At 71.4% G+C, this 17,996-nt stretch carries 15 protein-coding genes; 7 read left to right on the top strand and 8 right to left on the bottom strand.

Annotated elements, in window-relative coordinates; genetic code table 11:
• Positions 1-12: 12 nt before the first annotated feature.
• The 3 genes from PV342_RS10810 to PV342_RS10800 form a co-directional block, all read right to left on the bottom strand.
• Positions 13-1,317, bottom strand: coding sequence for an MFS transporter (locus PV342_RS10810; protein ID WP_386990090.1), 1,305 nt, complete (start codon positions 1,315-1,317; stop codon positions 13-15).
• Entirely contained in the window at positions 1,317-1,997 is a 681-nt protein-coding gene (locus tag PV342_RS10805; protein ID WP_329186796.1) for a GntR family transcriptional regulator, read from the bottom strand. Before PV342_RS10805 ends, PV342_RS10810 begins: the two co-directional genes overlap by 1 nt.
• A 93-nt stretch (positions 1,998-2,090) precedes the next feature.
• Positions 2,091-2,789, bottom strand: a complete 699-nt coding sequence (locus PV342_RS10800) for a response regulator (RefSeq protein ID WP_361000557.1) — start codon at positions 2,787-2,789, stop codon at positions 2,091-2,093.
• 310 nt (positions 2,790-3,099) lie between these two features.
• On the opposite strand from PV342_RS10800, the gene pdhA reads away from it, so the two are divergent.
• The 5 genes from pdhA to PV342_RS10775 all read left to right on the top strand — a co-directional run bounded on the left by pdhA (position 3,100) and on the right by PV342_RS10775 (position 8,846).
• Complete coding sequence (gene pdhA, locus PV342_RS10795; protein ID WP_018559148.1) at positions 3,100-4,251, top strand: pyruvate dehydrogenase (acetyl-transferring) E1 component subunit alpha; 1,152 nt, start codon at positions 3,100-3,102, stop codon at positions 4,249-4,251.
• A gap of 2 nt (positions 4,252-4,253) precedes the next feature.
• A complete protein-coding gene (locus tag PV342_RS10790) occupies positions 4,254-5,228 on the top strand; it encodes an alpha-ketoacid dehydrogenase subunit beta (RefSeq protein ID WP_400799853.1) in 975 nt (324 codons plus the stop codon).
• A 52-nt stretch (positions 5,229-5,280) separates the two neighbouring features.
• Positions 5,281-6,678 (top strand): dihydrolipoamide acetyltransferase family protein, encoded by a 1,398-nt coding sequence (locus tag PV342_RS10785; protein ID WP_400800069.1) that lies wholly within the window; start codon positions 5,281-5,283, stop codon positions 6,676-6,678.
• Positions 6,679-6,782: 104 nt separating this feature from the next.
• The gene (locus tag PV342_RS10780; protein ID WP_018559145.1) at positions 6,783-6,977 is read left to right on the top strand and encodes a hypothetical protein; all 195 of its coding nucleotides are present in this window, start codon (positions 6,783-6,785) and stop codon (positions 6,975-6,977) included.
• A gap of 51 nt (positions 6,978-7,028) precedes the next feature.
• On the top strand, positions 7,029-8,846 hold the full coding sequence (locus PV342_RS10775) for an NHL domain-containing thioredoxin family protein (RefSeq protein WP_500316778.1): 1,818 nt from the start codon (positions 7,029-7,031) through the stop codon (positions 8,844-8,846).
• A 16-nt stretch (positions 8,847-8,862) separates the two neighbouring features.
• Here the strand turns inward: PV342_RS10775 and PV342_RS10770 are convergent, their stop codons facing one another.
• The 4 genes from PV342_RS10770 to PV342_RS10755 form a co-directional block, all read right to left on the bottom strand.
• Positions 8,863-9,084 (bottom strand): hypothetical protein, encoded by a 222-nt coding sequence (locus tag PV342_RS10770; protein WP_018559143.1) that lies wholly within the window; start codon positions 9,082-9,084, stop codon positions 8,863-8,865.
• A gap of 132 nt (positions 9,085-9,216) precedes the next feature.
• The gene (locus PV342_RS10765) at positions 9,217-10,506 is read right to left on the bottom strand and encodes a M18 family aminopeptidase (RefSeq protein ID WP_329186814.1); all 1,290 of its coding nucleotides are present in this window, start codon (positions 10,504-10,506) and stop codon (positions 9,217-9,219) included.
• Positions 10,507-10,601: 95 nt separating this feature from the next.
• Entirely contained in the window at positions 10,602-12,431 is a 1,830-nt protein-coding gene (locus tag PV342_RS10760) for an acyl-CoA dehydrogenase (RefSeq protein WP_500316777.1), read from the bottom strand.
• 109 nt (positions 12,432-12,540) lie between these two features.
• Positions 12,541-13,617, bottom strand: a complete 1,077-nt coding sequence (locus PV342_RS10755; RefSeq protein ID WP_500316775.1) for an AI-2E family transporter — start codon at positions 13,615-13,617, stop codon at positions 12,541-12,543.
• Positions 13,618-13,753: 136 nt separating this feature from the next.
• Here PV342_RS10755 and metG point away from each other — a divergent pair, with 136 nt between their 5' ends.
• Both metG and PV342_RS10745 read left to right on the top strand, forming a co-directional pair.
• Positions 13,754-15,481, top strand: coding sequence for a methionine--tRNA ligase (metG, locus tag PV342_RS10750; protein ID WP_500316774.1), 1,728 nt, complete (start codon positions 13,754-13,756; stop codon positions 15,479-15,481).
• The gene (locus PV342_RS10745) at positions 15,481-16,026 is read left to right on the top strand and encodes a hypothetical protein (RefSeq protein WP_400799868.1); all 546 of its coding nucleotides are present in this window, start codon (positions 15,481-15,483) and stop codon (positions 16,024-16,026) included. The genes metG and PV342_RS10745 overlap by 1 nt, the downstream gene beginning before the upstream one ends.
• Positions 16,027-16,141: 115 nt before the next feature.
• On the opposite strand, the gene aspS is transcribed toward PV342_RS10745, so the two are convergent.
• Positions 16,142-17,911, bottom strand: a complete 1,770-nt coding sequence (gene aspS, locus PV342_RS10740) for an aspartate--tRNA ligase (protein ID WP_361002947.1) — start codon at positions 17,909-17,911, stop codon at positions 16,142-16,144.
• Between the last annotated feature and the right edge of the window lie 85 nt (positions 17,912-17,996).

The following is a 17,996-nucleotide window of genomic DNA, read 5'->3' as shown; positions in this document are numbered from 1 at the left end:
CGGGGGGAGCGTTCATGTCCCGGCGGGGACGTGGACGCTCTCGACGCGGCTGACGGCGATGCGCTGCCGCTCCAGCCGCGCGGCCGGGCCGCGCAGCCGCAGGATCTGCGCCAGGCCCAGGGCCTGGAGGACGAAGACGCTGCTCCAGGCCACCCGGTAGTCGTCGCCGCTCGCGTCCAGCAGGACGCCGATGGCCAGCAGCGCGGCCATCGAGGCGGTGAAGCCGCCGATGTTGACGATGCCGGACGCGGTGCCGAAGCGCTCGGGAGGGTTCGCCGGGCGGGCGAAGTCGAAGCCGATCATCGACGCCGGCCCGCAGGTGCCCAGCACGACGCAGAGCAGCACCAGCAGCCACAGCGGCGCGTGGTCCGCGGGCCAGGCCAGGACCACCGCCCACATCACCGCGGTCGCCCCGACGACGCCCAGGGTGAGCGGCATCCGGGCCCCGTGGTGGCGGCCGATGATCTGGCCGAAGAGCATCCCGAAGACCATGTTCGCGATCACGACCACCGTCAGCAGGGTGCCCGCGGTCTCGCGGGACAGCCCCTGGTCCTCCACCAGGTACGGCAGTCCCCACAGCAGCAGGAAGACCATCCCGGAGAACTGGGTGGTGAAGTGCGTCCACATCCCCAGCCGGGTGCCGGGCTCCCGCCAGGCGGCGGCGATCTGCCGCTTCACGTAACCGCGCCCCGGGTGCTCGGGGGGCGCCGGCTCGAAGCCCTCGGGGTGGTCCTTCATGAAGGCCAGCACGAGGACGAGGACGAGCGCGCCGCCCAGCGCCGTGCCCACGAAGGTCGGGGTCCAGCCCGCGGAGTGCAGCAGCCGCGCGAGCAGCACGGTGCTCAGCAGGTTGCCCGCGACGCCGAACAGCGCGGCGCCCTGCGCGATCATCGGCCCGCGGCGGGCCGGGAACCAGCGCGAGCCCAGCCGCAGCACGCTCACGAAGGTCATGGCGTCGCCGCAGCCCAGCACCGCGCGGGCGGCGAGCGCCGGGCCGTAGGCGTGGGAGAGGGCGAAGCCGAGCTGGCCCGCGGTGAACAGGACGATGCCGATGCTCAGCACCTTCTTGGTGCCGAGGCGGTCGACCATCAGGCCCACCGGTATCTGCATGCCCGCGTAGACCAGCACCTGCAGGATCGAGAAGGTGGACAGCGCCGAGGCGCCGATGTGGAAGCGCTCCGCGGCGTCGATGCCGGCGACGCCGAGGCTGGTGCGGTGTACGACCGCGACCGTGTAGACGAGGGTGCCGATGCTCCAGACGGCGACCGCCCTGGTGCCGCCGGGCGGTTCACCGCTGGTGGTGCCGCTCGTTGTCATTACTCCCCCCGGGCCAGGTGGCTCACCCAGCTGACGTGCCGCTCGACCAGCGTGGCCGCCGAGGCGCTGTCCCCCGCGCGCAACGCCGCGAGGATCTCGGTGTGTTCGGCGACGTTCTTGGCGATGCGGCCGGGCTCGGCGTGCATCGTGGCCACTCCCATCCGCAGTTGACGGTCCCTCAGCTGGTCGTACAGCTGGGAGAGGATGCGGTTGCCCGCGGCGCGCACGATCTCCGCGTGGAAGCAGCGGTCGGCCGCCGCGAAGGCGGCCAGGTCGCCGGTGGCGGCGTGGCCGCGCTGCTCGTCCAGCAGCTCCTCCAGCCGGTTCAGCAGCCGCTCCGGGGCGGGCACCGCCTTCATCACGGCGTGGCGCTCCACGAGCAGCCGGGTCTCCACGACGTCGGCGATCTCCTGCGCGGAGACCGGCAGCACCAGGGCGCCCTTCTTCGGGTAGAGCTTCAGCAGCCCCTCGGCCTCCAGGCGCAGCAGGGCCTCGCGGACGGGGGTGCGCGAGACGCCCACCGCCTCGGCCAGCTCGCCCTCGCTCAGGAGGGTGCCGCCCTCGTAGCGGCGGTCGAGCACCGCCTGCTTGACGTGGGTGTAGACCCGCTCGGCGGCGGGCGGCTGCTTGGCGGCCTGCTCGGCGGTGGTGCCGGCGGTCGCGACGGGGCTTCGGGTCATGATGCGCACATCATAGATACAAGACGTATGCGCAGGCAGTGCGCGTCCGGCATACGGACTGGTACGTGTTTCGCCGTGGCGGGCCGCGCGTGGTCAGGATCCGGGCGGCCCGGGACCCGCTCCCGTGCCCGTCCCCGTGGAGCCGCCGCTGCGCAGCCGCGCGACGTAGGCGGCGGCCTGGGTGCGCCGCTGCATGCCGAGCTTGGCGAGCAGGGACGAGACGTAGTTCTTGACCGTCTTCTCGGCGAGGTGCAGCCGGTCGCCGATCTGCCGGTTGGTGAGCCCCTCGCCGATGAGGTCGAGGATCCGCTTCTCCTGGTCGGTCAGATCGGCGAGGCGGCCCTCCTGGCGTTCCCCGCCGCCGCGCAGCCGCTCCAGGACGCGCGCGGTGGCGACCGGGTCCAGCAGCGACCGGCCCCGGGCGACATCCCGTACGGCGCCGACCAGGTCGCTGGCGCGGATGTCCTTGAGCACGTAGCCCGAGGCGCCCGCCATGATGGCGTCGAAGAGGGCCTCGTCGTCCGCGTAGGAGGTGAGCATCAGGCACGCGATCCCCGGCTGGGAGGAGCGGATCTCCCGGCACACCTCGACTCCGCTGCCGTCCGGCAGCCGGACGTCCAGGACCGCCACGTCGGGGCGGACGGCGGGGATCCGGGCCAGCGCCTCGGCGGCCGTGCCGGCCTCGCCGACGACCTCGATCCCGTCCTCGGCGGCGAGGAGCTCGTGCACCCCGCGCCGGACGACTTCGTGGTCGTCCAGTAGGAAAACCGTGATTCCCGACTTTTCGGTCACAAGTTCAGCGTTGCACACGCGACCCGCGCCGACCTCTTACGCAGAATCGATCCTCGGGATACCGTGCCGTTGTCCCGGTGGCCTGCGAGAACGCCCATTTACTAGGAAATCCAAACAAAACCGCAGGTAGAACACCCTTCGCGCGAAAGCGGAAGGTGTGGGTAACGTTCACTTCGCAGGGCCTCCTGCCGGGTCGACCAACACTCCCGGCTCGGCCGTGCCGCACACACCCCGTGCGCCGCGACGAGTCGGGCAGGAGCCGCACTGGCCGCCGGCGGATCCCGGGGGCCGGACAGACGGAGGAGCAAGCGTGAGCGTGAAAAGCACTGCCGCGAAGCCCCGTACGCCCCGTACGGGCGCGCGCGGTGGAGCGAAGCGCCGTGAGGGCGAGCCGGAGCTGGTACAGCTCCTGACCCCCGAGGGCGAGCGCGTCCAGCACAGTGAGTACTCCATCGACCTGAGCCCCGAAGAGCTGCGTGGTCTGTACCGGGACATGGTCCTGACCCGCCGCTTCGACGCGGAGGCGACGTCCCTGCAGCGGCAGGGCGAGTTGGGTCTGTGGGCGTCCCTGCTGGGCCAGGAGGCCGCACAGATCGGCTCGGGGCGGGCCACCAGGCCGGACGACTACGTCTTCCCCACCTACCGCGAGCACGGCGTCGCCTGGTGCCGCGGCGTGGACCCGGTCAACCTGCTCGGGATGTTCCGCGGGGTGAACCACGGCGGCTGGGACCCGAACGAGAACAACTTCCAGCTGTACACGATCGTGATCGGCTCCCAGACGCTGCACGCGACCGGCTACGCCATGGGCATCAGCAAGGACGGCGCGGACTCCGCCGTCATCGCCTACTTCGGCGACGGTGCCTCCAGCCAGGGCGACGTCGCGGAGGCCTTCACCTTCGCCGCCGTCTACAACGCTCCCGTGGTCTTCTTCTGCCAGAACAACCAGTGGGCGATCTCCGAGCCCACCGAGAAGCAGAGCCGCGTCCCGATCTACCAGCGCGCCGCCGGCTTCGGCTTCCCCGGCGTGCGGGTCGACGGCAACGACGTCCTCGCGGTCCTCGCGGTCACCCGCGCCGCCCTGGAGCACGCCCGCTCCGGCCAGGGCCCGATGCTCGTCGAGGCCTTCACCTACCGCATGGGCGCCCACACCACGTCCGACGACCCCACCCGCTACCGCCTCGACGAGGAGCGCGAGCAGTGGGAGCACAAGGACCCGATCCTGCGGCTGCGCAGCTACCTGGAGAAGGACGGCATCGCCGACGAGGCCTTCTTCGCCGGTGTCGAGGCGGAGAGCGAGGCGCTCGGCAAGCGGGTCCGCGAGGCCGTGCGCGCCATGCCCGACCCCGACCCGATGTCGATCTTCGAGAACATCTACGCCGACGGGCACGCGCTCGTCGACGAGGAGCGCGCCCAGTTCGCCGAGTACCAGGCGTCGTTCGCGGACAGCACGGAGGGTCACTGACCATGGCAACGATGACCATCGCCAAGGCCCTCAACGAGGCGCTGCGCAAGTCCCTGGAGACCGACCCCAAGGTCGTCCTCATGGGTGAGGACATCGGCAAGCTCGGCGGCGTCTTCCGGATCACCGACGGGCTGCACAAGGACTTCGGCGAGCAGCGGGTGATCGACACCCCGCTCGCGGAGTCCGGCATCGTCGGCACCGCGATCGGCCTGGCCCTGCGCGGCTACCGGCCCGTCGTGGAGATCCAGTTCGACGGCTTCGTCTTCCCCGCGTACGACCAGATCGTCACCCAGCTCGCCAAGATGCACGCGCGCGCCCTGGGCAAGATCAAGCTCCCGGTCGTCATCCGCATCCCCTACGGCGGCGGCATCGGCGCCGTCGAGCACCACAGCGAGTCGCCCGAGGCGTACTTCGCGCACACCGCCGGACTCAAGGTCGTCTCCCCGTCGACCCCGCAGGACGCCTACTGGATGCTGCAGCAGGCGATCGACTCCGACGACCCGGTGATCTTCCTCGAGCCCAAGCGCCGCTACTGGGACAAGGGCGAGGTCGACGCCGACGGCATCCCCGCCCCGCTCCACAAGGCCCGCACGGCCCTGGAGGGCACCGACCTCACCCTGGCCGCGTACGGCCCCATGGTGAAGGTCTGCCTGGAAGCGGCCGCCGCGGCCGCCGAGGAGGGTCGTAGCCTGGAGGTCGTGGATCTGCGGTCGCTGTCCCCGCTGGACTTCGACGCCGTCCAGGCGTCGGTGGAGAAGACCCGCCGCCTGGTCGTCGTGCACGAGGCGCCGGTGCAGCTCGGCATGGGCGCGGAGATCGCGGCCCGCATCACCGAGCGGTGCTTCTACCACCTCGAGGCCCCCGTGCTGCGGGTCGGCGGCTTCCACGCGCCGTACCCGCCGGCCCGGGTGGAGGAGGAGTACCTGCCCGGCCTGGACCGGGTGCTGGACGCCGTCGACCGCTCGCTGGCGTTCTGAGGAGAGGGTTGTGACGACAGTGGCAGCACCGCAGCGCTTCCGTGAGTTCAAGATGCCGGACGTCGGCGAGGGACTCACCGAGGCCGAGATCCTCAAGTGGTACGTCAAGCCCGGCGACACCGTCACCGACGGCCAGGTCGTCTGCGAGGTGGAGACCGCCAAGGCCGCGGTCGAGCTTCCGATCCCGTTCGACGGGGTGGTGCACGAACTGCGCTTCCCCGAGGGCGAGACCGTCGACGTCGGCACCGTGATCATCGCGGTCGACACCGGCGAGGGTGACGCCGGCGAAGCGGCCGCCGAGGCCGCCGCGGAGCCGGCCGCCGCGCCGGCCCCCGCCGCGGAGCCGGAGCAGAAGCGTCAGCCCGTGCTGGTCGGTTACGGCGTCGCCGCCTCGTCGACCAAGCGCCGGCCCCGCAGGCAGCCCGCCGTGCCGGCGCAGACCCCTGCCCGGCAGGCCGTCCAGGGCGAGCTGAACGGCCACGCCCCGGCCGCGGTGGCCCCGGTCCCGGCGGCCGCCGCCTCCTTCGCCCCCGCCGAGGTGCGCCCGCTGGCCAAGCCGCCGGTGCGCAAGCTCGCCAAGGACCTGGGAGTGGACCTGGCCACGGTCGCCCCGACCGGGCCGCAGGGGACGATCACCCGCGAGGACGTCCAGAGGGCGGTGGCCCCCGCCGCCGCGCCGGCCGCCCCCGCGCAGGTGCCCGTCGCCGCGCAGGCGGTACCGGCTCCGACCGCCCCGGCCGCCGCAGGCGCGCTGGAGACCCGCGTCCCGATCAAGGGCGTCCGCAAGGCGACGGCCGCGGCCATGGTCGCCAGCGCCTTCACCGCGCCGCACGTGACCGAGTTCGTCACCTTCGACATCACCCGGACCATGCGGCTCGTCCAGGAGCTCAAGACCGACCCGGCCTTCGCCGGGCTCAAGGTCAGCCCGCTGCTGCTGGTCGCCAAGGCGCTGCTGGTCGCGGTCCGCCGCAACCCGGAGATCAACGCCGCCTGGGACGAGGCCAACCAGGAGATCGTCCACAAGGGCTACGTCAACCTGGGCATCGCCGCCGCCACCCCGCGCGGCCTGATCGTCCCCAACATCAAGGACGCCCAGGCCAAGACCCTGCCCGAACTGGCGTCCGCCCTCGGTGACCTGGTCGCCACGGCACGTGAGGGCAGGACCTCGCCGGCCGACATGCAGGGCGGCACGGTCACCATCACCAACGTCGGCGTCTTCGGCGTCGACACCGGCACGCCCATCCTCAACCCCGGGGAGTCCGCGATCCTCGCCTTCGGCGCGGTCAAGGAGATGCCCTGGGTCCACAAGGGCAAGGTCAAGCCCCGCCAGGTCACCACGCTCGCGCTCTCCTTCGACCACCGCCTGGTCGACGGCGAGCTCGGCTCCAGGTTCCTCGCCGACGTCGCGGCGGTCCTGGAGTACCCGAAGCGCCTGATCACCTGGGCCTGAGCCGCCCGGACACGGCAACGGGAAGGGCCCGGACGTTTGTGCGTCCGGGCCCTTCCCGCGCGTGTCGCCCCCAACCCGGCGGCGATCTGTGACGTCATACGGCCATGGCGGTATCCATCTCCGTGGTCCTGCTCCTGGTCGTGATCACGCTCATCCTGCTCCGGGCGAAGTCGCTGAAGGTCTCCCACGCGATCCTGTGCGTCCTTCTCGGCTTCTGCCTCGCCAGTTCCAGCCTCGCCCCCACCATCCACTCCGGCCTGGTCGCCACCACGGACGCCGTGAGCGACCTGCGCCCCTGAGCCCGTCCTCGCCGTGATCGGGCGCGGCACGGCGGATGGCACCCTTGAAGCATGAACGATTCCGCCTCCGCGTCCGCCACCAAGCCCCGCCGTGCCCGTGTCCGCGCCCCCGAGCTGGTCGGGAAGGGCGGGTGGCTCAACACCGGGGGCAGGGATCTCACTCTCGCCGACCTGCGGGGCAAGTGCGTCATCGTTGATTTCTGGACCTTCTGCTGCATCAACTGCCTGCACGTCCTGGACGAGCTGCGCGAGCTGGAGGAGAAGCACCGCGACACCCTGGTGATCGTCGGCGTGCACTCGCCGAAGTTCGTGCACGAGGCGGAGCACGACGCGGTCGTCGACGCCGTCGAGCGGTACGGGGTGCACCACCCGGTGCTGGACGACCCGGAGCTCACGACGTGGAAGCAGTACGCCGTGCGCGCGTGGCCCACGCTGACCGTGATCGACCCGGAGGGGTACGTCGTCGCCCAGCACTCCGGGGAGGGGCACGCGCACGCGCTGGAGGCGCTGGTCACCGAGCTGGAGGCCGAGCACGCGGCGAAGGGGACGCTGCGCCGCGGGGACGGCCCGTACGTGGCCCCGGAACCGGTGGCGACGGACCTGCGGTTCCCGGGGAAGGCGCTGCGGCTGCCGTCGGGGAACCTGCTGGTGTCGGACTCGACCCGGCACCAGCTGGTGGAGATGGAGCCGGACGGGGAGACCGTCGTACGGCGGATCGGCGGCCCGGGGGACTTCAACGAGCCGCAGGGGCTGGCGCTGCTGCCGGACGGCACCGTGGTCGTCGCGGACACGGTGGGCCACCGGCTGCGGACGTTCGACCCGGCGAGCGGGGCCCTGGAGACGGTGGCCGGCACCGGCAGGCAGTGGTGGCAGGGGTCGGCGACCTCGGGCCCGGCGCTCGGGACCGACCTGTCGTCGCCGTGGGACGTGGCGTGGTGGGACGGCAGGGTGTGGATCGCCATGGCCGGCGTCCACCAGCTGTGGGCGTACGACCCGGCGGACGGGACGGTCGCCGTGGCGGCGGGCACGACCAACGAGGGGCTGGTCGACGGACCGGCGGAGGAGGCGTGGTTCGCTCAGCCGTCGGGCCTGGCGGCGGCGGGCGACCGGTTGTGGGTCGCGGACTCCGAGACCAGCGCGCTGCGCTGGGTGGAGCGGAGCGCGGACGGCGCGGGGTACGCGGTGCGTACCGCCGTCGGCACCGGGCTGTTCGACTTCGGTCACCGCGACGGGGCCGCGGAGCAGGCGCTGCTGCAGCATCCGCTCGGGGTGACCGCGCTGCCCGACGGTTCGGTCGCGGTGAGCGACACGTACAACCACGCGCTGCGCCGCTTCGACCCGGCGACCGGCGAGGTCACCACGCTCGCCACGGACCTGCGGGAGCCGTCCGGCGCGGTGCTGGACGGCGGGGAGATCGTGGTGGTGGAGTCCGCGCGCCACCGTCTGACGCGGCTGCGCCTGCCGGAGGACGCGGTGCGGGTCGAGGGCGCGGCGCACCGCACGCAGCGGCCCGCGACCGATGTGGCGCCGGGGCCGCTGCGGCTGGACGTGGTGTTCTCCGCCCCGGCCGGCCAGAAGCTCGACGAGCGCTACGGCCCGTCGACGCGGCTGCTGGTCGGCGCGACGCCCCCGGAGCTGCTGCTGGAGGGGGAGGGCAAGGGCACGGACCTCTTCCGCGACGTCGTCCTGAACGGCGACGTCGGCGAGGGGGTGCTCCACGTCTCCGCGATGGCCGCGTCGTGCGACGACGACCCGGACAACGAGTTCCCGGCCTGCCATGTGCACCAGCAGGATTGGGGTGTCCCCGTCCGGCTGACGCCCGAGGGGGACACCCGGCTGGCCCTGGTGCTCGCCGGGATGGACGCCTGACGCGCCCGCACGTCCGTCACACGTGCGGGTAGTTGCGGGCCCGCTCGTCCATCACCGGCATCGGCTCCACGACGCGGCGCTTCTTGAAGATGCTGATGTACGCGGCCAGGCCGATGACGCCGACCGCCATCATGATCAGGCCGACCAGGTCCAGATTGACGCCGGCCATGTGCCAGTCGGTCGCGAAGGTGAGGATGGCCCCCACCGCGATCAGGCCGATGCAACCGCCGATGCCCATGATGTCCGCCTCCGAACTGGGTTGGGTCTACGGACTCGTAGAACCCGTGTACCCCGGGGCGGCGAACTCATGACCGCCGGATGCCGGTGAAGTCCGCTCCTGGGGGGCGGACTTCACCGGCGGGGCCGCGGTTCAGCCCTCCAGGAACGCCTTCAGGGCGCCGGCCAGCAGGAACGGGTCGTCGGCGCCGCACAGTTCGCGCGCGGAGTGCATCGAGAGGATCGGCACGCCGACGTCCACGGTCGTGATGCCGTGCCGGGCGGCGGTGATGGGGCCGATGGTGGTGCCGCAGGGCATGGCGTTGTTGGAGACGAAGGACTGCCAGGGCACACCGGCCCGCTCGCAGGCGGCGGCGAAGATGCCGCGGCCGGTGCCGTCGGTGGCGTAGCGCTGGCTGACGTTGACCTTGAGGATCGGGCCGCCGTTGGGCATCGGGCGGTGCGTCGGGTCGTGCTTCTCGGCGTAGTTGGGGTGGACCGCGTGGCCGGTGTCGGCGGAGGCGCACACGGTGCCGGCGAAGGCCCGGGCGCGGTCCTCGTAGCTGCCGCCCCGGGCGAAGACGGAACGCTCCAGGACGTTGCCGAGGAGCGGGCCGAGGGCGCCGGTGTCGGACTCGCTGCCGGTCTCCTCGTGGTCGAAGGCGGCCAGCACGGGGATGCAGGGCAGGTCGGCCCCGGCGACGGCGGCCAGGGCGGCGGTGCCGGCGTGCACCGAGAGCAGGTTGTCGAGCCGGCCCGCGGCCAGGAACTCGCGGTCGCGGCCGAGGTAGGCGGGCGGCTGGACGTCGTGGGTCATCAGGTCCCAGCCGACGACGTCGGCGGCGGCCACGCCGCTCTCCTCCGCGAGGAACGCGATCAGGTCGCCCTCGTTGACCTCGCCCAGGCCCCAGACGGGCTGCATGTGGCGCTGCTTGTCGAGCTTGAGGCCGTTGTCGTTGACACCGCGGTCGAGGTGGACGGCGAGCTGCGGCACCCGCAGCAGCGGCCGGTCCACGTTGACCAGCGTCGTCGTCCCGTCACGCAGCACCAGCCGACCGGACAGACCGAGGTCGCGGTCGAGCCAGGTGTTGAGGAGGGCGCCGCCGTAGATCTCGACGGCGATCTGGCGCCATCCGAAGGAGCCGGAGTCGGGACGCGGCTTGACGCGCAGGTTGGTGGAGTCGGTGTGCGCGCCGACCACCCGGAAGGGGGTGGCGGGTCCTGCGCCCTCGGGCACGTACCAGGCGATGATCGCGCCGCCCCGCAGCACGTACCTGCCGCCGGCCTCGGCGCCCCACGCCTCGGTCTCCGCCACCTGCTGGAATCCGGCCTTCTCCAGACGCTCGGCGGCGCTCGCGACCGCGTGGTACTGCGACGGGCTGGCGGTGAGGAAAGCTGCGAGGTCGTCGGTGTGGCCGCGGCCGAAGTGGGGCTGAGGGTTCATGCTTCAAGCATAAGGACGCGCGACGGCCCGCTCCCCGTGGGAGGAGCGGGCCGTCTTCGCCGTACCGGTCCCGGCCGGAACCGGTCAGGGCCGGGTCAGAACGCCTCTTCCGGCAGGTCCATGACGTCGAGGGTGACGCCGTCGGCGACGGACCGCGCGACGGACACCTGGGGCAGGACCTCGGCGGCGAAGTGCCTCGCGGCGGCGATCTTGCCGGTGTAGAAGGCGGTGTCCTTGGCGGAGGCGCCGGCGGCCAGCTTCGCGGCGGCGACGGCCGCACCCTTGAGCAGCAGGTAGCCGACGACCACGTCGCCGGACGCCATCAGCAGGCGGGTGGTGTTCAGGCCCACCTTGTAGATGTTCTTGACGTCCTGCTCGGTGGCGGCGAGGTCGCTCAGCATCTTGCCGACGATGGCCTCCAGGTCCACGGCGGCCTTGGCGAGCTGCTCGCGGGCCGCGGAGAGCTCCTCGCCACCGGTGGCCTCGGCGAGGAACTTCTTGATCTCCTCGGAGAGGGCGGTGAGCGCGGTGCCCTGGTTGCGGACGATCTTCCGGAAGAAGTAGTCCTGGCCCTGGATCGCGGTGGTGCCCTCGTAGAGGGTGTCGATCTTGGCGTCGCGGATGTACTGCTCGATCGGGTACTCCTGCAGGAAGCCGGAGCCGCCGAAGATCTGCAGGGACTGCGCGAGCTGCTCGTAGCCCCTCTCGGAGCCGTAGCCCTTGACGATCGGCAGGAGCAGGTCGTTGAGCGCCCCGAGGCCCTTCTCCTCCTCGCCGGCCGCCTCGGCGGCGGCGATCGCGTCCTGGACGGAGGCGGTGTAGAGGACCAGGGCGCGCATGCCCTCGGCGTAGGCCTTCTGCGTCAGCAGCGAGCGGCGCACGTCGGGGTGATGGGTGATGGTGACCTTGGGCGCGGACTTGTCCATGAACTGCGCGAGGTCCGGGCCCTGCACGCGCTCCTTGGCGTACTCCAGCGCGTTGAGGTAGCCGGTGGAGAGGGTGGAGATCGCCTTCGTGCCGACCATCATGCGGGCGAACTCGATGATGCGGAACATCTGGCGGATGCCGTCGTGCTTGTCGCCGATGAGCCAGCCCTTGGCGGGGTGCTTGTCGCCGAAGGTCATCTCGCAGGTGTTGGAGGCCTTCAGGCCCATCTTGTGCTCGACGTTGGTGGCGTAGACGCCGTTGCGCTCGCCCAGCTCGCCGGTCTCGAAGTCGAAGAGGTACTTGGGGACGAGGAAGAGGGACAGGCCCTTGGTGCCGGGGCCGGCGCCCTCGGGGCGGGCGAGGACGTAGTGGAGGATGTTCTCCTCCATGTCGTGCTCGCCCGAGGTGATGAAGCGCTTCACGCCCTCGATGTGCCAGGAGCCGTCCTCCTGCTCGACGGCCTTGGCGCGGCCGGCGCCCACGTCCGAGCCGGCGTCCGGCTCGGTGAGGACCATGGTGGAGCCCCAGGTCTTCTCGACCGCGATCCCGGCGATCTTCTTCTGGACCTCGTTGCCCTCCTCGAAGAGGATGCGGGCGAAGGCCGGGCCGGAGGAGTACATCCACAGGGCCGGGTTGGAGCCGAGGATCAGCTCCGCGTACGACCAGATCAGGGACGGCGGTGCGGTGGTGCCGCCGATGCCCTCGGGCAGGCCCAGGCGCCAGTACTCGGAGGCCATGAAGGCCTTGTAGCTCTTCTTGAAGGAGTCCGGCACCGGGGCGGTGTTGGTCGACGGGTCGAAGACCGGCGGGTTGCGGTCGGCGTCCGCGAAGGAGTCGGCGAGCTCGTTCTCCGCCAGGCGCGCGACCTCGGACAGGATGTCCTTGGCGGTCTCGACGTCCATGTCGGTGAACGGGCCGGTCCCGTACAGCGTGTCGCGTCCGAGGACCTCGAAGAGGTTGAACTCGATGTCGCGAAGGTTTGACTTGTAGTGGCCCATGGCGACGGCTCCGTCGGGGTCGGTCGGACGGCGGGAAAGGTGCCAGTCCTCGCAGCTTTATCACTTACCGATCGGTAATGATGCTACCCGTCGGTAATAAAAACAACCCCTACCCGGCCGGATGTGACGGAGGACCTTCGACGTCCGGAGGAGTCCCCGTCTCCCGGTGCCGCAGTTCGTCCAGGGACCCGAAGGCGGCCGCCGCGATCGGCACCGCGAGCAGCATCCCGAGGATGCCCGCCAGGCTCGCCCCCGCGGTGATCGCCAGCAGGACCAGCGCGGGGTGCATGTGCACCGTGCGGCTCTGCACGATCGGCTGCAGCACGTGCCCCTCCAGCACCTGCACGGCCAGCACCACGCCCAGGGCCCACAGGCCGATCACCCACCCCCGGTCCGCGAGCGCGACGAGCACCGCCGCCGCGCCGGAGATGAGCGCCCCCAGGTACGGGATGTAGGCGCCGACGAAGACCAGGGCGGCCAGGCCGGCCGCCCCCGGGACCCGCAGGATGAGCAGGCCGATGCCGATCAGCACGGCGTCGATCAGCGCGATCACGGTCGTTCCCCGCATGAAGCCCTGGACCGCGGCGAAGGCGCGGTGGGCGATCCGCTCCAGCAGGGGACCGGTGCCGTCCGGGGCGGCCTCGCGCAGCAGCGCGGGGAAGCGGGCGCCGTCGCGCAGGAAGAAGAAGGTCAGCAGCAGCGCCAGCACGGCGGTGGCGATGAGCTGCCCCACGATGCTGATCCCGGACACCACCCCGGAGGCGGCGCGGGCCCCGTACTTGGTGGCGAAGGACTTGAGGCTGTCGATGGTGTCGTTCAGCGAGGCCCCCGACGCGCCCAGGCGCGGCAGAAGTTTCCGGGCCGCCTCCTTGAGCGAGGCCACGATCTCGTCCCCGGTCTCCAGCAGGCTGTGGACGACCACGAACCCCACGCCCGCGACGAAGACCACCAGCGCCACGCAGGTCAGCGCCGCGGCCGCCGACCGCTGCACCTTGGCGGCCCGCAGCCGCCGGTGGAGCGGGCCCAGCAGGGCGCTGCCCAGCAGGGCCAGCAGGACGGGCGTGACCACCGCCGCGAAGGTGACGACGAGCCAGACCACGAGCGCGCCCACGCCGGCCACCAGCAGCACGACGGCGCACCACGCGGCCGTCCGTCGCGCGGATGCCGGCAGAAGGGGCGCGTCCACCTGCCCAGCGGATCACGGGGGGCCCGCTGTCCGCATGCCGGAAAAGGCGAACGGGTGGCCCGCGGCGGTCGGATACGATATTGACGGTCCGTAGAGGAATTCCTCACCCGCAGTAGCGACTTGGGAGCAGCCGGCAATGGCTCGACACCTCATCACCAGCGCCCTTCCGTACATCAACGGGATCAAGCACCTGGGCAACATGGTGGGGTCCATGCTCCCGGCCGACGTCTACTCCCGGTATCTGCGCCAGCGCGGCCAGGAGGTCCTCTACATCTGCGCCACCGACGAGCACGGCACCCCGGCCGAGCTCGCCGCGCAGGAGGCCGGGCTGCCGGTCGCCGAGTTCTGCGCCCAGCAGCACGACGCGCAGAAGGCGGTCTACGACGGCTTCGCGCTCTCCTTCGACTACTTCGGCCGCAGCTCCTCGCCGCAGAACGTCGAGATCACCCAGGCCATCGCGCGCGAGCTGAAGCAGAACGGCTTCATCGAGGAGCGCGCCATCCGCCAGGTGTACTCCCTGGACGACGAGCGCTTCCTGCCCGACCGCTACATCGTCGGCACCTGCCCGCACTGCGGCTACGACAAGGCCCGCGGCGACCAGTGCGAGAACTGCACCCGCGTCCTGGACCCGACCGACCTGATCGAGCCGCGCTCCGCGATCAGCGGCAGCAGCCGGCTGGAGGTCCGCGAGACCAAGCACCTCTTCCTGCTCCAGTCCAAGCTCTCCCACGAGGTCGAGGCCTGGGTCGACGAGCACGGCAAGGACTGGCCGACGCTCGCCTCCTCCATCGCCCGCAAGTGGCTGACCGAGGGCCTGCAGGACCGCGCCATCACCCGCGACCTGGACTGGGGCGTGCCGGTGCCGGCCGACACCTGGCCGGAGCTGGCGGCCGAGGGCAAGGTCTTCTACGTCTGGTTCGACGCCCCGATCGAGTACATCGGCGCCACCAAGGAGTGGTCGGACGCCGCGCCCCAGGGCGAGGCGCGCGACTGGCGCTCGTGGTGGTACGACGTCGACACCGAGGTCCGCTACACCGAGTTCATGGCCAAGGACAACGTCCCCTTCCACACCGTGATGTTCCCGGCCACGCTGCTGGGCACCCGCGACAAGTGGAAGAAGGTCGACTTCGTCAAGGCCTTCAACTGGCTGAACTACTACGGCGGCAAGTTCTCCACCTCGCAGCGGCGCGGCATCTTCACCGACGCCGCCCTGGAGATCCTGCCCGCCGACTACTGGCGCTACTTCCTGATCGCGAACGCGCCCGAGTCCGACGACACGTCCTTCACGTGGGAGCACTTCGCGGCCTCGGTCAACAAGGACCTCGCCGACACCCTCGGCAACTTCGTCAACCGCGTGCTGTCCTTCTCCCGCAAGCGCTTCGGTGACGAGGTGCCGGCGGGCAAGGAGGCCGGGGAGGCCGAGCGGCGCCTCGGCGAGCAGATCGCCGAGCTCCTCGCCGAGTACGAGCGCCACATGGAGGACCTGCAGTTCCGCAAGGCGGCGCAGGCGCTGCGCGCCCTGTGGAGCGCCGGCAACTCCTACCTGGAGGAGAAGGCCCCCTGGCTGGAGATCAAGACGGACGCCGACGGCGCCGCCCTGACCCTGCGCACGGCCATGAACCTGATCCACCTCTACGCGGTCGTCTCCGAGCCCTTCATCCCGGCCACGGCCGCCGCCATGCGCGGTGCCTTCGACCTGGCGGACGACACCGCCGTCTGGGTCACCCCCGAGGAGGCCCGCGCCCTGGCCGCCGTCCCGGCCGGGACGTCCTTCAGCGTGCCGCCGGTGCTCTTCGCCAAGATCACCGAGGAGGACCTGGAGTCCTACCGGGAGCGCTTCGGCGGGGAGCCGGAGGCCGCCTGATGCCCGCCACGACCAGGGACAGGTCCCCGCTGGTGCTGATCCTCGCGGTGGGCCTGACCCTGGTGCTGGTGGTGGCCGGGGTGATCCTCGCCGTCTCCCTGACCGGTTCGGACGACCGCCGCTCCGGCGCCGCCCCGGGACCGGACGGCGCGTGCCGCGGCAGCAACGTCACGCTGGAGCAGGCCGCGGGGCGCTTCGGCCTGCGGCTGCCGGACGACCCGCAGGACGTGCACTACCTCGCACAGGGCGGCGGGCTGTCCGGTCAGCACGACCTCCAACTGCGCTTCCGCACCACGGCCGCCGGCCTGAAGCAGTTCCTCTCCGCATCCGGCTTCGGCGCGCTCGGCCCCGACGTCCAGGCACTGCGCGTGGGCGAGCCCCCCGCCGACCCCTGCCGCCGCGCCGCCGGCGGCCTCGCGCACGCCCGCTACGCCGGCGACCACGTGCCCGCCGCCGCGGGCCACGGCGCCTACAACCGCGGTGTCGCCGTCGACGACAGCGACCCCGCCCACCCGGTGGTCGCGCTCGTCGCCCAGGACGGCTGAGCGTCGGGCCCGTCGCCTCGCTGACGGTGGGGCGGCGCGCGACCCGGGTATGACGCCGAAGGGCCCGGAACCGCGAGGTTCCGGGCCCTTCGGCGTCATACCCCGCGGGCGGGGGTCAGGCCTTCTTCTCCGGGGGCAGCCGCAGCGCGAGGTGCAGCTCCTTCAGCCGCGCCTCGTCGACCGTGCTCGGGGCGCCCATGAGCAGGTCCTGGGCGTTCTGGTTGAGCGGGAAGGCGATGGTCTCGCGGATGTTGGGCTCGTCCGCGAGGAGCATGACCATGCGGTCGACGCCCGGGGCGATGCCGCCGTGCGGCGGGGCGCCGAAGTGGAAGGCGCGGAGCATGCCGCCGAACTCGTGCTCGACGGTGTCCCGGTCGTAGCCGGCGATCTCGAAGGCCTTGTACATGATCGCGGGCTCGTGGTTCCGGATGGCGCCGGAGGACAGCTCGACGCCGTTGCAGACGATGTCGTACTGCCAGGCGAGGATGTCCAGCGGGTCCTTGGTCTCCAGCGCCTCCAGGCCGCCCTGCGGCATGGAGAACGGGTTGTGGGAGAACTCGACCTGGCCGGTGTCCTCGTTCTTCTCGAACATCGGGAAGTCGACGATCCAGCAGAAGCGGAAGACGTTCTCCTCGAACTGGCCGGCCCGCTTCGCGGCCTCGACCCGGACGGCGCCCATGATCTTGGAGACCTCGTCGAACTCGCCGGCGCCGAAGAAGATCGCGTGGCCGGGCTTGGCGTCGACGGCGGTGAGCAGCGCCTTGACGTCGTCCTCGGTGAGGAACTTGGCGATCGGGCCGGTGAGGGTCAGGTCGTCGCCGACCCGGACCCAGGCCAGGCCCTTGGCGCCCTGCTCGACGGCGTAGTCGCCGAGGTTGTCGAAGAACTTGCGCGGCTGCTCGGCGGTGTCGGGCACCGGCAGGGCGCGGACGTGCTTGCCGGCGAAGGCCTTGAAGCCGGAGTCGGCGAAGACCGGCGAGACGTCCACCAGTTCCAGGCGGGCGCGCAGGTCGGGCTTGTCGTTGCCGTACTTGACCATCGACTCGCGGAACGGGATCCGCGGGAACGGCGAGGTCACGTGGCGGCCGCCGCCGAACTCCTCGAAGAGGTCGGTCATGACCTTCTCGATGACCCCGAAGACGTCCTCCTGCTCGACGAAGCTCATCTCGACGTCGAGCTGGTAGAACTCGCCGGGCGAGCGGTCGGCGCGGCTGTCCTCGTCGCGGAAGCAGGGCGCGATCTGGAAGTAGCGGTCGAAGCCCGCGATCATCAGCAGCTGCTTGAACTGCTGCGGGGCCTGCGGCAGCGCGTAGAAGGTGCCCGGGTGCACGCGGGAGGGCACCAGGAAGTCACGCGCGCCCTCGGGGGAGGTCGCGGACAGGATAGGCGTGGCCAGCTCGTTGAAGCCGAGCGCCGTCATCTCACGGCGCAGGAAGCTGATGACCTGGGTGCGCAGCATGATGTTGCGGTGCATGCGGGCACGGCGCAGGTCGAGGAAGCGGTTGGTGAGCCGCATCTCCTCGTTCGCGTTGTCCTCCGGGAAGACCGGGAACGGCAGCTGGTCGGCGGCGCCGAGCACCTCCAGTTCGGAGACCTCGACCTCGACCTCGCCGGTGGGCAGGTCGGGGTTGACGTTCTCCCCCGAACGGGCGACCACGCGTCCGTCGACGCGGAGCACCGACTCCTTGGACTGGTGGCTCAGTGCCTCGTACGCGGGCGAGCCCGGGCGGGCCACGAGCTGGACCACCCCGTAGTGGTCCCGGAGATCGACGAACAGGATGCCGCCCAGATCCCGGCGATTGTGCAGCCAACCACTCAGGCGCACTTCCGCGTCTACGTCGGTGGCGCGCAGCTCACCGCAGGTGTGGGACCGGTACCGATGCATCGTTCATCCAAGTCGTCTGATTTCGGGGATGAGGCCTCCCCAGTCTACGGGGGTACGCGCGCCCGACCCCATTCGTATGAAAGCG

This window comes from Streptomyces sp. PA03-3a, assembly GCF_033792735.1.
In the GTDB taxonomy this organism is placed as follows: Bacteria; Actinomycetota; Actinomycetes; order Streptomycetales; family Streptomycetaceae; genus Actinacidiphila.
The sequence above is the reverse complement of the archived record's forward strand: the minus strand, read 5'-3'. Positions and strand labels throughout refer to the sequence as shown.

Bases quoted from the DNA above. Each gene is read 5' to 3' on its own strand.
- metG (WP_500316774.1), top strand. From the start codon at position 13,754: ATGGCTCGACACCTCATCACCAGCGCCCTTCCGTACATCAACGGGATC.
- PV342_RS10780 (WP_018559145.1), top strand. From the start codon at position 6,783: ATGGCGGTATCCATCTCCGTGGTCCTGCTCCTGGTCGTGATCACGCTC.
- aspS (WP_361002947.1), bottom strand. From the start codon at position 17,911: ATGCATCGGTACCGGTCCCACACCTGCGGTGAGCTGCGCGCCACCGAC.
- PV342_RS10770 (WP_018559143.1), bottom strand. From the start codon at position 9,084: ATGGGCATCGGCGGTTGCATCGGCCTGATCGCGGTGGGGGCCATCCTC.
- PV342_RS10775 (WP_500316778.1), top strand. From the start codon at position 7,029: ATGAACGATTCCGCCTCCGCGTCCGCCACCAAGCCCCGCCGTGCCCGT.
- PV342_RS10810 (WP_386990090.1), bottom strand. From the start codon at position 1,317: ATGACAACGAGCGGCACCACCAGCGGTGAACCGCCCGGCGGCACCAGG.
- PV342_RS10745 (WP_400799868.1), top strand. From the start codon at position 15,481: ATGCCCGCCACGACCAGGGACAGGTCCCCGCTGGTGCTGATCCTCGCG.
- PV342_RS10765 (WP_329186814.1), bottom strand. From the start codon at position 10,506: ATGAACCCTCAGCCCCACTTCGGCCGCGGCCACACCGACGACCTCGCA.
- PV342_RS10760 (WP_500316777.1), bottom strand. From the start codon at position 12,431: ATGGGCCACTACAAGTCAAACCTTCGCGACATCGAGTTCAACCTCTTC.
- PV342_RS10785 (WP_400800069.1), top strand. From the start codon at position 5,281: ATGCCGGACGTCGGCGAGGGACTCACCGAGGCCGAGATCCTCAAGTGG.
- PV342_RS10805 (WP_329186796.1), bottom strand. From the start codon at position 1,997: ATGACCCGAAGCCCCGTCGCGACCGCCGGCACCACCGCCGAGCAGGCC.
- PV342_RS10790 (WP_400799853.1), top strand. From the start codon at position 4,254: ATGGCAACGATGACCATCGCCAAGGCCCTCAACGAGGCGCTGCGCAAG.